Below are 15,357 nucleotides of genomic sequence, written 5' to 3'. Positions count from 1 at the left end.
TCCATGTCCCGTCTGTTAACATTAATCTTGGCATGTAGGTTCGGTGTAAAGTTTTCTGGCGAATTCAATTATACCTTATCTTCATGCTGTTTGTTTTTCATACCACAAAGATCAACACGCCCTAGGTTATGGATAATAGATTTATTAAGCAACGCTGCATACTCGCGTTAACTAACCGATATAAAAAATGACGCTTAGGCGTCATTTTTTATATCGTCAAACATAGTAATACTATTCCTACCATTGTGTTTTGAATTATAAAGTGCTTTATCGGCAGCCTCAATCCAGCGTTCATGGTTTTTAAATTCATTACTATAAGAGGCAATGCCAATACTAACCGTCATACTCACTAGCTGATCTTTGTAAGCCACCGGGGTTACCGCAATTAGTTCACGTAAACGCTCGGCTATTATCATCGCACCTTGTTTATCAGTATCGAGTAAGGTGATAGCAAATTCTTCACCACCGTAGCGCCCTGCTATATCTGTTTCGCGCAATGTGCCTTTTAGTAATTTTGCAATATGACGCAATGCCTCGTCACCACAACTGTGGCCATACTCATCGTTCACTTTTTTAAAGTGGTCAATATCAAACATTAATAAAGTACTGCAACCACCACTGCGTTTAGTACGCAAAAACTCTTGGCGTAACGTATGTTCCCAGTGCCCTCGGTTAGCTAGCTGCGTTAAGCTATCGGTTTGACTAACTTGCTCAAGCTTTTTATTTAACTGTTCGAGTTCTTTTTTATTAACGGCTACATCTGTTACATCGTAAATAATAATACATATATGCTCAACATCACCACGGGTATTTGTTAGTGGAATAAAGGTGGCATTTTGGTACATATAATCAGCTTTGCCGGTAATTGGCCGATAGTTTTTAAAACGAAAGATATAAGGTTGCTGTTCCCAAATTGTAAACGAGCGGTTTTTTAGTACAAACACGGATTCAGATTTACTTCTAAACCACTTTTCATCTATTGCGGGAAATAAATCAAATAAGTCTTTGTGTTTAACTGCGCTTGGCAGTAATCCAGAATGATTTTCCATAAAACCATTCCATACACACACTTTATATTCTCTGTCGAGCACCACTAGGCCCACATCAACAGTATTAAACATATCCATTAACCAATGGATTTCATTCATATTTAAATCAGCTGACATAATCGTTAATCTTCTAATAGGTAGGCAACTTTGTACTTCAAAGTTTTTAGTGAGTCTTCGGTAAATAACAACATCAAATCGCAATTTATATTGTGGTTTTCAATACCGTAACTTATCTCGATTGCTAAGGTACGTTGCCAACGTGGTTTGTTAGATTTAACCAGCTCTGATACATCTCTATGCTGACCCAGTACTATGGGATGCCCTTGGCTAAATGTCATATCAAGTTGTTTAGAGAGTCCAGTTAAAATAGCGCCAATAAGTATATTACTGATATCCATTAACAGCTCTAGCTCTACTTTTTCACTGAGCTCACCGTCGTAGTTCATTAGCGATGCTATTTCTTTAAAGCTCGAGTCATTTAAAAGTAGTAATGCTTCCCCTGATACACCGCCGCCTATAAAGCCTTGGCAGATACCCGAGGTTGAGGTGCTGTTATCAATTGAGCGCAGCGCCATATCAAGCTCATTTACTTCTAGAATATTAACATTAGGTATGGGCAGCTTAACAAATACATTAAGTAACCTTGCGAGTAGGTCGCCTGCTTGCCCCATGGCCACGTTAGTAAGCTCTTGGTATATATCTCGTACATCAGGGTCTACCTGCTCACCTAACGAGTGCGCAAGGCGCTCTCGCATTGCTTTGTCTTTAATGCCATGATGTTCAATAATAGTGGCTAGCTTTTCTGCGGAGCAAGGTTTTTGAATAAAATCAATTGCACCTAGCTCTAATACGCGCTCATGTGCCGCCGGCTGAATATCGCCAGAAACCACCACAGTGAGCACATTAAGACCAAGCTCTCGTATCGCTATGAGTACTTCATAACCATCCATTTCCGGCATATTTAAATCAAGAAAAAGAATTTCTGGCTGTATTTTTTTTATTTGGTTTATACAATCTACACCGTCATGCGCAAATTCAATTTTAATATCCCAATCCACTGGTAAAGATCGAGCTAGTTGGCGTCTAGCTAATTTTGAATCATCACATATTAGTACCGATGTTGACATATTCTCTCTCTATTTTGACCCTGTTATAGGTATCAAACTGCATTAATAAAGGTTTAATTATTGTTTTTTATATACATATTTTTTACATATGTATGTTATATCAAAGTATACCTTGTTTACAATTTTTGATTAATAAATAAAAGCATCTACTTCTTCTGCTTGGTGAGCACTTCGCAGTATAATACACTTAACGCTATTACAGCCTGAATCTAAAAGGAAATACCCTATGTTTCGCTCGTTAATTTTTGCATTAAGTGCATTTAGTTCTGTGGCTTTTGCTGCCGATTATACCGAAAACACGCTTGATGCTGGCAAAGTATCCGCACAAGGTAAACCTGTTACTTTATTAGGTAAGGGAGTTGCTGTAGGCGATAGCGCACCAGAGTTTAAAGTGGTCGACGCTAACTTTACCCCTGTTACATTGAGTGCGTATAAAGGCCAAGCCGTTTTGATTAGCGTAGTACCTAGTTTAGATACCGGTATTTGCAGCCTACAAACTAAACACTTTAACGAAAAAGTAGCACAACAATTTCCAAACATAACCATGTTGACCATTAGTAGCGATTTACCTTTTGCGCAAAAACGTTTTTGCAAAGCTGAGAACATAGATAAGGTAATTGTGCTTTCTGATTCGGTATGGCACGACTTTGGTCAGAAGTATGGATTTATAATTAAAGATATGGGGCTACTAACACGCGCTGTACTTATTTTAGATAAAAACCATAACGTGGTTTATAAGCAATTAGTGAGTAACCTTGCAACTGAACCAGAATACGCCAGCGTGATTGAAAAACTAAAGGCACTTTAAATTAACCTAAACTCTGCACAAAAAAACCGCTAAATTTTACATTAGCGGTTTTTATTTAATAGAGGACTGTAAATTAGCCTAATAGCTCACCTAACTGTTTGCTAATAGCATCAACAGCTTGTGTACCATCTAGCTTATGATACTGGGTGTTACCCGCAGCAGCTTCTGCTTGGTAGTAATCAACCAATGGCATAGTTTGCTCATGGTAAATACCTAAGCGTTTACGTACTGTTTCTTCAGTATCGTCTGCACGAATAATAAGCTCTTCACCTGTTTCGTTGTCTTTATCTGCCACTTTTGGTGGATTATAAACAACGTGATAAACACGACCAGAACTTGGATGAACACGACGTCCACCCATACGCTCAACAATCACTTCATCAGCAACATCAAATTCAATAACGTGATCAACCACTACGCCATTTTCTTTCATCGCATCTGCTTGTGGAATGGTGCGCGGGAAACCGTCTAATAAAAAACCATTTTCGCAATCAGCTTTAGTAATACGCTCTTTTACTAAACCAATGATAATATCGTCAGAAATTAACTGGCCTGCATCCATTACTTTTTTTGCTTCAAGACCCAGTGGAGTGCCTTCTTTAATTGCTGCACGTAACATATCACCAGTCGAAATTTGTGGAATACCGTATTTATCCATCAAGTACTGAGCTTGAGTGCCTTTACCTGCACCCGGCGCGCCCAAAAGAATAATGCGCATATCATTGTCCCTTAGTAATAGTTTGTTTTTTGAAGCCTGAATTCTTCCATAAGCGCCGCCGATACTCAAGCAACTTATACTAATTGATAAGTCATTAGCGGGCATATAGCGTATAAAAAAGGGAACTTAGGTTCCCTTTTAACTTAATCTTTAATTTTTTAAACTTATTTGCTTAATTCAAGCATAAGTTTATTTAAGCGAGTTACAAACCCTGTAGGGTCTTTAAGTGTGCCACGCTCTGCAAGTAACGCTTGGTCAAGTAATACATGCGACCACTGTGCAAACTTATCTTCGTCTTGCTCATCATTTAAATGCTTAACAAGTTGATGCTCTGGGTTTAGCTCAAACACAGGTTTTGCTTCAGGAGCGGCTTGACCAACCGATTCCATTAGCTTTTGCATTTGTGAGCTCATGTCGTTGTCATCGCTAACAACACATGCTGGAGAGTCGGTTAAACGATGCGTAAAACGCACTTCTTTAACTTCATCACCTAACGCAGTTTTAATACGCTCTACTAAACCGGCAACTTCTTTTTCAGACTCTTCTTGCGCTTTTTTAGTCTCTTCGTCGTCAAGCTTACCTAAGTCTAAATCACCACGGGTGATTGATTGTAGTTGCTTATCAGCAAATTCTGTTAAGTGGCTCATCATCCACTCATCTACACGGTCACTTAGCAGTAATACTTCAATGCCTTTTTTACGGAAAATCTCTAAATGCGGAGAGTTTTTCGCAGCAGTAAACGTATCAGCCACTACGTAGTATATTTTTTCTTGGCCTTCATTCATGCGCTCAACGTATTGCTCAAGCGATACATCTTGCGTTGCTGAATCGGTATGCGTAGAAGAGAAACGTAATAGTTTACAAATTGCTTCTTTATTAGCTGCATCCTCTGCAGGGCCTTCTTTGATCACTTGACCAAATTCATTCCAAAATACTTGGTAATCGTCCGCTTTGTTTTTAGCCATACGCTCAAGCATTTTAATAATACGCGATGTACACCCTTTACGAATAGCTTGCGTTACTTTGTTGTCTTGTAGAATTTCGCGAGATACGTTAAGTGGTAAATCGTTTGAATCTAACAAGCCTTTTACAAAACGTAAATAACTTGGCATGAATTGTTCAGCGTCATCCATAATAAACACGCGTTGTACGTACAGTTTTAAACCACTTTGGCGATCACGATTCCATAAGTCGAATGGCGCTTTTTTAGGGATGTATAACAAACTAGTGTATTCAGTTTTACCTTCTACCTTGTTATGCGCCCAACTTAGTGGATCTTCCCAATCGTGGCTTACGTGCTTGTAAAACTCTTTGTATTCGTCATCTGAAAGCTCTGACTTATCACGAGTCCACAGTGCAGTAGCACGGTTAATACTTTCCCACTCACCTGGTACTGCTGGGATTTTTTCGCCATCTTCCCCTTCAGACTCTGGCACTTCTGCTTTGTACATTTGTACTGGGGTCGAAATATGATCCGAGTATTTAGTCACTATGCTGCGCAGGCGCCACTCATCAGCAAACTCTTTTTCTTCTTCGCGAAGATGTAGAATAATGTCGGTACCACGGCCTTCTTTTTCAATTTCTTGCAGCGTGTACTCGCCTTCGCCTTGAGACTCCCACTCGTAAGCAGTTGTTTCGCCAGCTTTACGGGTGCGAACCGTTACTAAGTCTGCCACGATAAATGCTGAGTAAAAACCAACACCAAACTGACCAATTAACTGCGAGTCTTTACTTTGATCGCCAGTTAAGTTTTTGAAAAACTCAGCAGTACCCGATTTTGCAATCGTCCCTAAAGAGCTTATTACTTCATCGCGGGTCATACCAATACCATTATCAGAAATAGTAATGGTGTTAGCTTCTTTGTCAGCGCTAATACGCACACGTAAGTCAGCGTCGCCTTGGTACAGATCACCTTGTGATAATGCTAAAAAGCGTAACTTGTCTGCTGCATCTGAGGCATTTGACACAAGTTCACGTAAAAATATTTCTTTATTAGAATAAAGAGAATGAATCATTAAGTTTAATAATTGTTTTACTTCTGTTTGAAAGCCTAATGTTTCTTTTTGTGCTGCAGTCATTTATATATCTCCAATTTGCAAAGTGTCTGCGTTATGCACTTAATATGGGGGGAGCTGCTAGAACTTCAAGGGAAAAAATAAAAAAAGTCCTAACCAATATTGTCTTAAAACTAAAACGTACCAGCGCATTGCATATGAATTTGTTCATTGCTTACCGGGTGCTGAAAATACAAATCACTTGCATGAAGCTGTAAGCGCGCTGCCATATGCTCGCTTTGTGCATTGTTATATAAATCGCACCCTAAAATAGGATGCCCTATAAACTGGCTGTGAATACGCAATTGGTGCGTACGCCCTGTAATGGGTGTAAATTGCACTAAGGTTCGCTGTGGTTGCGTTAGGCGCTGCAGCACTTTATATTCACTTACGGCTGTTTTACCTGTGGTTTCGCAGATTTTAACCCGCGGAAAAAGCAGTTTATCTTTTGCTATCGACGCACTAATTTGCCCTTCGTCGTCAATTAACCATCCGTGTAACATGGCTACATAGCGCTTTTTAATTGTACGCGCCTGAAACTGTTTATTTAGGTGCTTAGAAGCCGCCGCGTTTAATCCCACAATCATAATGCCTGATGTACCTAAGTCTAACCTATGCGGTAACTTAGCCTCAGGGTACGCAGCCGTAATACCTGTTTGCCCATTTACCAAACGATAATGCACAGAATCCCAATTGAGCGGATTTTTACCCGACAAACTCAACAAACCACTGGGTTTGTTGATCAGTAAAATGTCTTCATCGTGATAAACAATCTGCACGCTCTGATCACACTGCGGCGCGACAAAGTTATCAATAGCGCAGGGGGTTAAGTGATGAAATTCAGACATAGTCTTCCTAATAACACATAGCGCCACCTAGGCGGCATGTGTCTGGTTCAAAGTAAAGTGAGTAAATTACACCGGTAAAGCTGAGCGCTGATTAGCTGCTCTGCTAGGGATAACACTTGATACAGGGCCATTTATTAAAAGCAGATAGTAACATTTGTCGCTGTAAAATAACCCATGAATTGGTTAATCAGTGTGACTTAATAGGCAAAATGCAGCATCGCTTCAACAAAAAAGCTTTGATCTTTTTCTAAATTCGCTCTGTTACTCATATTTATATAGCTGGTAATCAGTTCAAAAGAGATTTTTTTTGTATACAAATACTGTGTTGTTAAGCTATAAGTATCGGCAATTTTAGCGCCTTTTAATTGCTCATTAGCAATAAATAGACTCCTGCCAGGACCAAAAATATCGCCCTGTTCGTTCACTCTAAATAATCGACGCATATCCAAACTAATATCAAATTTATCAGTAAGTTGAGCTTGCAATTTTGCGCCTATATGTTTGATATTTGTGGTAGAAAATATACCTGCCTCAGAATAATACGGCGCTTTTGCATATAAAGATCGAAAATATCCATCTTCATGCCCTGCCTCACCGCCCGTTGCATAACTTAAAGTAGGGCCAAACTTTAAGTTTGCGAAAGAATACAGCCCAGAAAACTGTGCAAACCATGCTTTAGTATGCTCACTCTTTACTATGCCGGTTTGATGAGCCACGTGAAAAGTGCTACTAAAACGGCCTAATTTTTTACGATATTGGGCTTCAATAGTGTGTCTGCTTTCGTTATTTTCTGCCGTGGTATCGCGGTACCACATGCTGTGCAGCAGTAATTCAGCTGTGCTAAAGTACACACCTGTTATTCTTTCAGAAGATAAATATTTATCATCAAACACGCCTGTTTTGCTAGCCACAGCATAGCCATGGTATGCATTAATTTGCAGCTGGTTAAGGACGTTATTTTGATACATCACGCCATCGAAGCGTCTTCTTACGTTGGTACCTTCGCGCTTACCTAACAACCTTTGGTCTGCAACTGACCAAACTTGTCGACCTAATTTAATAGCATGATTAGGGCTTGTAACACTCAGATAGCCTTGATGCAGATCAAATTCATTATGCTCAAATGAATATTTTCCTTGTGCAAAAGAGGAATCATACGCAGCAATCGTTTCGAGATAAAATAAGCTATTATTACTAAGTGGCAAATCTGCCTTAAGTAGCAGTCGAGCGAAGTTGGTTGATAAATCAGTATCGGAGAGCTCATTATTTTCAATGTGTTGAAACTTAATACGTCCTTCAACGGCAACCTCAGCCAAAACACAACTACTAAGTAAAAGTAATAGTAAAGACAAACCATATCGAGTCATTTAACTTTCTCCGCACGCGACGACTAGCTAAGCTAGCTCATCAGTTAAACCTAAAGAACCACAATAATTGGTTATCTTTATTGTGTAGCTAAACGGATATTAATTTATTCCAGCCAAGCTATTTACGGTATCGGTGTTGTTTACACTAATTTTTTTGCAAACACAGCTGAAATTATAAGTGATTATTAAAAAGATCAATATTATAAAAAATAGCCTGTTACACTCTACTCACGAGAACGTAATGCCATTGTGCGTATAGTTCTTACTCAAACAGTAAATTACTCGAGGTTTTCAGCTAGTAAAAGCGAATGACATCCCAGATAGCACCTACCAATAAAGCATTAAACACTGAGCACTCCTAATAGAGCCTTAAGGTATAAAATGCTTATTAAGTACAGCAATCGTTGTGGCGTTAGTTTCAGCCACGGCTAATGCGAGCAGCGCATATGGATATGGATATGGATATGGAGTGAACTACCCAGCGGCTAAAGATCACAGGGTTTTCTCGTTAAGTAATCGATAAAAATGCAGATCGTATTGCAGCAGGAACAAGTTTACTTGGTTACGATGTATATCGTACAAGCGGTATACAGGGTAAATCTGATGGGTTTACTAAGATTAATGAGGCAATGATTGCTGCTAAAGGTTTGCAGATTGCCAAAGTGAAAAGTCGTCACCATTACGCGTTAACCGATACACTGCTATTAACAGAGAAAGTTATTGAACGTATAGTTCGTCACTCTAGTTATAATCCAATCTCAGCGGTTGCTTAGTCAGCCTATGTAACCTGAGCTCCGGATAATAAACTTAAATATAACTATGATTCAATACATGAGTAAATCTCTTAACCAGAATTTATCCTAAGCGTCTTACGCGGTTATAATGCTGTTAATTAAAGCGAAAATTAATCAGCCCACACAACATAAGTTATGTCGGCTGATTTAGTTATTCAAATAGCCGTGCTAGTTCAGTCTTGTGTTACCGCTCGTCTGCCACTAAAGGCATGCATTAACGTTGTCCCGTCGACTAAGTCAAGCTCACCACCTACCGGTATGCCATGGGCAATACGCGAGGCACCTACTTTGTATTTATGACAAAGCTGGGCAATATAATGTGCGGTGGTTTCGCCTTCAACCGTAGGGTTGGTTGCTAAAATCACCTCATTTATACCGCTTTGAGCCAGCTTTGTCTCTAAAACATCTAGGCCAATTTCTTTAGGGCCAATACCATCAATAGGCGATAAATGCCCCATTAATACAAAGTACAACCCTAAATATTGACCCGTTTGCTCTATAGCAAGTACGTCGCTTGGCGATTCAACAACACATAATATGCCGCTGTCTTGGCGTTTAGTACTTAAACAAATGTCGCACTGCGACTGCTCGCAAAAGGTGCGACATGACTCACAATGACCAACCGCCGTCATAGCTTTTGTCAATGCATTACCAAGTTGAGTGCCCCCTTTACGGTCGCGCTCTAGCAAGTGAAAAGCAATACGTTGCGCTGACTTAGGGCCAATGCCCGGCTGACAACGCAATGCTTCTATAAGCTGAGTTAAACTAGCTGAAAGTTGCATATAGGCTTAAAACGGCATTTTCATACCTGGTGGTAATTGCATACCGCCAGTTACTTTGCCCATACGCTCTTGTGTTTCGTCTGCTACACGGCGAACAGCATCGTTACATGCTGCTGCAAGTAAGTCTTCAATCATGTCTTTGTCGTCTTGCATTAAGCTCTCATCAAGCTCTACGCGACGAACGTTGTGATTACCTAGCATAGTTACTTTAACTAAACCGGCACCGGCTTCGCCTACAACTTCTAATGTTGCAATTTCGTCTTGGGCTTTTTGCATGCGATCTTGCATTTGCTGCGCCTGCTTCATCATGTTACCCATTCCACCTTTAAACATAACTTTCTCTCTTTCTTTTTTAATACATTAACTAGGTTACTAAATAAGGGCTGTTGTAATAAATTACAATGCCTGAATGCTGTTTTCGTCAATTTCGGCGCTAAATAGCTGCTGAAATTGTACTATATTATCGTCTGAGGTGATCACATCTATTGCTTGCTGATGACGACCTGCATCAATTTTTTGCTGAATTAAGTAAGGCGAATCAATCACCCCTTTAGCAAAATTAATACTCAGTGTTACATTGTGCTCATAAATACTGGATAACGCCGCATCAAGTCTTTGGCGTAGCATGGGCGTATCTAAATGTTTTTGTGATTCATCAACATCTATATGCAAATTATTGCCTTGCTTAGTAAAAATAGAGTGCAACGCAAACTGGCGCATACGCCCGCCTAATCCCATGCGTTTAATTAAATATGCCCACTCGTCTTGCTGATGCGCAAAGCGAATTTCGCTTATTGGGCTCTGAAAATCATCAGGCGCTGGAATGCTAGGCTGCGCTACAACAACTTCGGGTACTTTTTGCGGGTTAATTTGCTCAAGTAACTCAGGGGCTAAATTTTCGGTAATTGTTTGGTGCTTTGCTTTAAAGTCTATTTTTCGCTCAGGCTTTGACTCAAACTGAGCTTGGCTTGCTGCCTTGTTTTGGCTCCCCGCTAGTGGGAGCTGTGGCTTTTTTTCGCTCTCACCTGCGAAATCATTAGGCCACGGCGGCGGATTATCTGCGTGTGTTTGCTGCGCATTATTGTTAGCTCTACTGTGATTAATTGCATCGCTATTTGTTGTAACATTTTGCTCATTGCTGTTACTGCTATTAGCTGTAAAACGACTCGGGCGAGTGTTAGCAGAGCTTAAATTTGCTGTATTTTGCTGCTCCGTCTCTTTTGCATTTGAGAGCTTACCCGCACCCGATATATTTCTATCTCTTAAAATACGTGCAATAGCAGATTGCGCTCGCGCTTCTTGTTCGCTAATTGAGGTGGCTTGGCTTTGCTGAGCTTGCGCTGCCGTATTTGTTGCAGGGTTAAACCCTTGATCAACCGCACTACTAATAACATCATCAAACTGTGCAGCTAATGAGTGCTCTAAATTACTTTGCTGTAAGTAGGCTTCATCTTCGCTTTGACGCTGGGCTTGCTCGTCAGTAACGTCATTTGTATGCTGATGTTGCTGAGTTACTAATTGCTCACTCGCCGCTTCATTTGGCACAGCCGACACAATTGTTGGCTCTACTGCTTGCTCAACTGCTGGTACCGTAGTTGAAACCTGCTGCGTTGTACTAGAGTTATTATTAAGTGGATCGGGCGCTACGTTTTGCGGCTCTGATAGCTTAGCGACCTCAGCTGGTTTTGGCTCAATAATTTGTGGTTGCGTTGTATCATTATTTTGAGCTGTGCTTGGTAGCGGTTTACTTTTATTTAAAATATCACGTAAGGCACTAGCCTTTGTCGTATTACTTTGCACCGGCTGTGTATTTACAGCTACTGGTTGCTGACTTTGTGTATCAATTGGTTGAAACGCTAACAGCCTCAGCATAATCATTTCAAAGCCTAAACGAGGCTCTGGCGCCCATTGTAGATCTTTTTTACCGTTTAACAGTAGCTGATAGTAAATTTGAATTTGCTGTGGATTTGTATTTTGAGCAACATGCGTGATGTAATCGGCATTTGTTTCATCAAGGGCGGCAGCTTCAGGCACTAATTGGCTTAACTGTGTCAAATGCGTTAATGCAATTAAATCATCTAGTAAGGCCACATAATTAGGATTTCTGCTAGCAACATTAGCTACTTCTTTCATTAGCGCTGCGCCATCTTGGGCAAGTAACGCGGCTAGTAAACTTTGGCTATAATGGGTGTCCATTAAACCAAGCATAGTTTGTACAGCTTGGTTATTAATATCACCATTAGTTTGCGCTATAGCTTGATCGGTTAAGCTAAGTGCATCTCGCATACTACCGTCTGCGGCTTTGGCAATAATACGCAAAGCATCGTCGTCAAAGTTCAGTTTTTCATGCGTCAGTACGTGTTCAAGCTGAGTTTTTATTTCACTTTGCGATAACGCATTTAAGTTAAATTGTAAGCAGCGAGATAATATAGTGACAGGTAGCTTTTGTGGATCGGTAGTCGCAAGTAAAAACTTCACGTGCTCAGGCGGCTCTTCCAACGTTTTTAGTAACGCATTAAAGCTGTGCTTAGAAAGCATGTGAACTTCATCGATTAGGTATACTTTATAACGGCCCCGTGTAGGCGCGTATTGTACGTTATCGAGTATTTCGCGAGTATCTTCTACTTTAGTGCGCGAAGCTGCATCTATTTCGAGTAGGTCAATGTAACGTCCTGCTTCTATATCTTTACAGCTACTACATTGACCACACGGATTTGCCGAAATGCCTTCATCACAATTTAAGCTTTTAGCAAAAATACGCGCTATTGTGGTTTTACCCACACCTCGGGTTCCAGTGAATAAATAAGCGTGGTGCAGTCTATTTTGCGTTAGCGCATTAACCAGCGCTTGTTTAACATGAGACTGTCCAACCAATTCATGAAAGGTTTGTGGACGCCATTTTCTCGCTAGAACCTGATAACTCATCGATTACTCGCCTTCGAATTCAACCAATTTTAGGATTTTAATACCCATTTTTGCGATACGCTTTTCACCACCAAGCTCTGGTAATGAAACAACAAATGCTGCATCAGTGGCTTCGCCACCTAATTTTTGCACTAATTTAATGGTTGCTTCAATAGTACCACCGGTTGCTAGTAAGTCATCCACAAGCAATACTTTGTCACCTGGAACGATAGCATCTACATGCAGTTCTAATGTGTCTTCGCCATATTCAAGTAGGTAGTCTTGACGAACAACTTCACGCGGCAGTTTGCCAGGCTTACGCACTGGAATAAATGGAATACCCAAAGCATAAGACAAGGGTGCACCAAAAATAAAACCTCGTGATTCAGTACCAATAATTTTGGTAAAGCCCTGATCTTTATATGCAGCAATAAAAGCATCGATAGTCGCTTTAAATGCATCTGGGTTTGCCATTAGTGTCGTTACATCGCGAAACATAATGCCCGCTTTAGGGTAATCAGCAATAGTAGTTATGCTGTTTTTGATAATTGCTGGTGTTACTTGAGTCATAATTTTAACTGCTCAATGGTTTATATTACAAAGCAGCTGATTATAACCTTAAGTGACCTTTGATTGCGAGTTTGACGTTATTATAAAAGGTGTTTTAACCGTTTCAGGCGAGGGGAAGTTTTATAAATAAGGCTGTTGGTAACAACAGCCTTGAGATAAATAATTAAGATAACACAGCAAACCAGCCAACAATTGCATTTAAGCAACCAATACCTACAAATATAGCTACGAAGCCAAAAAAGTACGCTGCATTGAACGGATCTTTAAATTCTTTATCATCTGACATTTTTACAACCTTTTATTAAGCACGACACATAAGGGCGTCATAATAAACGATGTAAAATAATCTATAAAGAGCTTAAGCTTGATTTTTTGTCACTATAATCCCAAGCTCAGCCATGGCACGTAAAGTAACAAGTGCGCCTTGGGCAATTTGTGCAGCGCTAAACTGCACAGCATGGCGGGTTACTTGCTCGCAAATAGTATCGAGTATCAAACCATCATGCTCACTTATAATCGATAATAACAAGGCTGTCATAGCATTAGTTGTTAAAAATTGAACTTCATCATCGCCATCGCGATATACAACAAAATAATTTGGCTGTGCTGATGGTTGTTGCGGCTGAAACTGCGTACTTATTGTTTGCACCGCAAATTGGTAACTTAAATTACGTGCAGTACTTGATAAGTACAAACGCGCAGAAGCAACCTGATCAGACGCTATGAGTTGCTCATTTTCAGCCTGCTGTGTAATAGCTACATCTAATTCAATCCATTCATAATGGGCAAGCTCGAGCATAAATGGCGGATCATATTTTTGCATCTCATAATTACTTGATAAATAATTAATGAACTCCCCTGCTATATCTAAAAAATACGGTGAGTGACAATCATATTCACTAAAAAATCGGCGAATAAGCATTTGCCATTGTTTATCGCTGTATAAGGTTTTTAACACCGGAAAACCTGACGAAATAAACCCAACAATATTATTAAAAAATAAATCGCGGTAAATCGCCATGCGTCTATCTTCAATCCCTTGCGGCTTTTTATTTTGGCTGGGTTTGCGAATATGCGCCATAAATTCGTTTTGTATTTCAATAAAGCTCATAACTAAATACTCCTTTTGCAGGCACTCTAGGTTCAGACATGCTTATTAAGCTCGCTGTTTGATTAATGATTTATCAAGGTATTTTGCTTGCAGGTTATGAATAATATCTAGCTCTTTGGTTAATACATTAATGGTCGGTATATTAAAATCTCGCTCGAGCAACGTCGAAAATACACCGTGAGTTTGGTACGCTTTATCGAGTAACTGCCAAACTGGGTCAATTACATCTGCACCATGAGTATCTACAATTAGATCATCTGCTTCATTGTAATGCCCAGCTACATGGCCGTAAGCAATGCGCTGTGTAGGTAATCCGGTTAAAAAGGCTTCGGCGTCATAACCATGGTTTACTGAGTTCACATAAATATTATTCACATCGAGTAACAGCTTACAATCAGCTTGCTCTAAAATAGCATTAGTAAACGCCAGCTCTGACATTTTCTGCCCTGGGGCTGCGTAATAAGACACATTTTCTATAGCAATTTGGCGCCCTAATATATCTTGTACTTGTTTGATACGCGGCACTACATGAGCAATCGCTTCTAAAGTAAACGGAATAGGCATTAAATCGTACATATGCCCAGTGCCAGAGCAGTAACTTAAGTGCTCGCTGTAAATTTTTACATCATGTTCATCAAAAAACTTTTTTAGTGATTTTACAAATTCAATATCAATTGGCGCAGTTGAGCCAATTGAGAGCGATAAGCCATGACAAGCAAAACTATTAGCACTGGTTAATGCTTTAAATTGTTTTTTAAAACGCCCACCTAATTTCAGCCAATTTTCTGGAGCAACTTCCATAAAATCGACTTGTTTAGGTACATGCATTAGTAACTCGTCGAGCATTTCTCTGCGTAAGCCTAAACCAACCATACCTAAGTCAGTATTTATAATTTGTGTCATAACCACTCCCAACAAAAAGGGCCAACCGGCCCTTTATTCTATATGGTATTAAAGTATTTAACCTGAAGTAAAGTTATTCTACTTTAATAAATTTTAATGACCGCCACACTTACCTTCACCACACTTGCCTTCTTTTTTGGCTTTTGCATCTACGTCACTTTTAGCTTCGCCACATTTGCCTTCTTTTTTAGCTTTTGCATCTGCGCCACATTTAGCTTCGCCACATTTGCCTTCTTTTTTAGCTTTTGCATCTGCGCCGCATTTAGCTTCGCCACATTTGCCTTCTTTTTTAGCTTTTGCATCTGCGCCACATTTAGCTTCG

14 protein-coding genes and 1 pseudogene are annotated in these 15,357 nt (G+C 40.0%); 1 reads left to right on the top strand and 14 read right to left on the bottom strand.

Annotated elements, in window-relative coordinates:
* Positions 1-194: 194 nt before the first annotated feature.
* Entirely contained in the window at positions 195-1,166 is a 972-nt protein-coding gene (locus H5058_RS17285; protein ID WP_182679212.1) for a diguanylate cyclase, read from the bottom strand.
* 5 nt (positions 1,167-1,171) lie between these two features.
* Positions 1,172-2,176, bottom strand: a complete 1,005-nt coding sequence (locus tag H5058_RS17280; RefSeq protein WP_182679210.1) for a response regulator — start codon at positions 2,174-2,176, stop codon at positions 1,172-1,174.
* A gap of 226 nt (positions 2,177-2,402) precedes the next feature.
* Between H5058_RS17280 and tpx the strand changes: the two genes are divergently transcribed.
* Positions 2,403-2,984 carry a thiol peroxidase gene (tpx, locus tag H5058_RS17275; RefSeq protein WP_011327893.1) on the top strand — a complete coding sequence of 194 codons (582 nt, stop codon included), beginning with the start codon at positions 2,403-2,405 and terminating at the stop codon, positions 2,982-2,984.
* A 73-nt stretch (positions 2,985-3,057) separates the two neighbouring features.
* On the opposite strand, the gene adk is transcribed toward tpx, so the two are convergent.
* The 12 genes and pseudogenes from adk to H5058_RS17220 all read right to left on the bottom strand — a co-directional run.
* A complete protein-coding gene (adk, locus tag H5058_RS17270; protein WP_182679208.1) occupies positions 3,058-3,702 on the bottom strand; it encodes an adenylate kinase in 645 nt (214 codons plus the stop codon).
* A 164-nt stretch (positions 3,703-3,866) separates the two neighbouring features.
* On the bottom strand, positions 3,867-5,780 hold the full coding sequence (gene htpG, locus H5058_RS17265; protein WP_086993345.1) for a molecular chaperone HtpG: 1,914 nt from the start codon (positions 5,778-5,780) through the stop codon (positions 3,867-3,869).
* A 110-nt stretch (positions 5,781-5,890) separates the two neighbouring features.
* A complete protein-coding gene (locus H5058_RS17260) occupies positions 5,891-6,604 on the bottom strand; it encodes an RluA family pseudouridine synthase (protein WP_011327890.1) in 714 nt (237 codons plus the stop codon).
* A gap of 197 nt (positions 6,605-6,801) precedes the next feature.
* Positions 6,802-7,971, bottom strand: a complete 1,170-nt coding sequence (locus H5058_RS17255; RefSeq protein WP_182679206.1) for an alginate export family protein — start codon at positions 7,969-7,971, stop codon at positions 6,802-6,804.
* Between the two features lie 967 nt (positions 7,972-8,938).
* The gene (recR, locus tag H5058_RS17250) at positions 8,939-9,547 is read right to left on the bottom strand and encodes a recombination mediator RecR (RefSeq protein ID WP_182679204.1); all 609 of its coding nucleotides are present in this window, start codon (positions 9,545-9,547) and stop codon (positions 8,939-8,941) included.
* 6 nt (positions 9,548-9,553) lie between these two features.
* Positions 9,554-9,880 carry a YbaB/EbfC family nucleoid-associated protein gene (locus tag H5058_RS17245; RefSeq protein ID WP_011327886.1) on the bottom strand — a complete coding sequence of 109 codons (327 nt, stop codon included), beginning with the start codon at positions 9,878-9,880 and terminating at the stop codon, positions 9,554-9,556.
* Between the two features lie 63 nt (positions 9,881-9,943).
* A complete protein-coding gene (gene dnaX, locus H5058_RS17240) occupies positions 9,944-12,472 on the bottom strand; it encodes a DNA polymerase III subunit gamma/tau (protein WP_182679202.1) in 2,529 nt (842 codons plus the stop codon).
* A gap of 3 nt (positions 12,473-12,475) precedes the next feature.
* The gene (gene apt / locus H5058_RS17235) at positions 12,476-13,021 is read right to left on the bottom strand and encodes an adenine phosphoribosyltransferase (protein ID WP_011327884.1); all 546 of its coding nucleotides are present in this window, start codon (positions 13,019-13,021) and stop codon (positions 12,476-12,478) included.
* 163 nt (positions 13,022-13,184) lie between these two features.
* Positions 13,185-13,307, bottom strand: coding sequence for a hypothetical protein (locus tag H5058_RS18555; RefSeq protein ID WP_011327883.1), 123 nt, complete (start codon positions 13,305-13,307; stop codon positions 13,185-13,187).
* A 72-nt stretch (positions 13,308-13,379) separates the two neighbouring features.
* A complete protein-coding gene (locus H5058_RS17230) occupies positions 13,380-14,132 on the bottom strand; it encodes a DUF2063 domain-containing protein (protein WP_011327882.1) in 753 nt (250 codons plus the stop codon).
* 45 nt (positions 14,133-14,177) lie between these two features.
* Positions 14,178-15,005, bottom strand: coding sequence for a DUF692 domain-containing protein (locus H5058_RS17225; protein WP_089368945.1), 828 nt, complete (start codon positions 15,003-15,005; stop codon positions 14,178-14,180).
* Positions 15,006-15,128: 123 nt separating this feature from the next.
* A pseudogene (locus H5058_RS17220) lies at positions 15,129-15,357 on the bottom strand (hypothetical protein); the annotation flags it as partial.

Origin of the sequence: Pseudoalteromonas sp. SR45-4, from assembly GCF_014163535.1 — a bacterium.
GTDB classification, from domain to species: Bacteria; Pseudomonadota; Gammaproteobacteria; order Enterobacterales; family Alteromonadaceae; genus Pseudoalteromonas; species Pseudoalteromonas nigrifaciens.
This window is presented reverse-complemented; position numbering and strand designations above follow the sequence as displayed.

Bases quoted from the DNA above. Each gene is read 5' to 3' on its own strand.
- H5058_RS17285 (WP_182679212.1), bottom strand. From the start codon at position 1,166: ATGTCAGCTGATTTAAATATGAATGAAATCCATTGGTTAATGGATATG.
- H5058_RS17280 (WP_182679210.1), bottom strand. From the start codon at position 2,176: ATGTCAACATCGGTACTAATATGTGATGATTCAAAATTAGCTAGACGC.
- tpx (WP_011327893.1), top strand. From the start codon at position 2,403: ATGTTTCGCTCGTTAATTTTTGCATTAAGTGCATTTAGTTCTGTGGCT.
- adk (WP_182679208.1), bottom strand. From the start codon at position 3,702: ATGCGCATTATTCTTTTGGGCGCGCCGGGTGCAGGTAAAGGCACTCAA.
- htpG (WP_086993345.1), bottom strand. From the start codon at position 5,780: ATGACTGCAGCACAAAAAGAAACATTAGGCTTTCAAACAGAAGTAAAA.
- H5058_RS17260 (WP_011327890.1), bottom strand. From the start codon at position 6,604: ATGTCTGAATTTCATCACTTAACCCCCTGCGCTATTGATAACTTTGTC.
- H5058_RS17255 (WP_182679206.1), bottom strand. From the start codon at position 7,971: ATGACTCGATATGGTTTGTCTTTACTATTACTTTTACTTAGTAGTTGT.
- recR (WP_182679204.1), bottom strand. From the start codon at position 9,547: ATGCAACTTTCAGCTAGTTTAACTCAGCTTATAGAAGCATTGCGTTGT.
- H5058_RS17245 (WP_011327886.1), bottom strand. From the start codon at position 9,880: ATGTTTAAAGGTGGAATGGGTAACATGATGAAGCAGGCGCAGCAAATG.
- dnaX (WP_182679202.1), bottom strand. From the start codon at position 12,472: ATGAGTTATCAGGTTCTAGCGAGAAAATGGCGTCCACAAACCTTTCAT.
- apt (WP_011327884.1), bottom strand. From the start codon at position 13,021: ATGACTCAAGTAACACCAGCAATTATCAAAAACAGCATAACTACTATT.
- H5058_RS18555 (WP_011327883.1), bottom strand. From the start codon at position 13,307: ATGTCAGATGATAAAGAATTTAAAGATCCGTTCAATGCAGCGTACTTT.
- H5058_RS17230 (WP_011327882.1), bottom strand. From the start codon at position 14,132: ATGAGCTTTATTGAAATACAAAACGAATTTATGGCGCATATTCGCAAA.
- H5058_RS17225 (WP_089368945.1), bottom strand. From the start codon at position 15,005: ATGGTTGGTTTAGGCTTACGCAGAGAAATGCTCGACGAGTTACTAATG.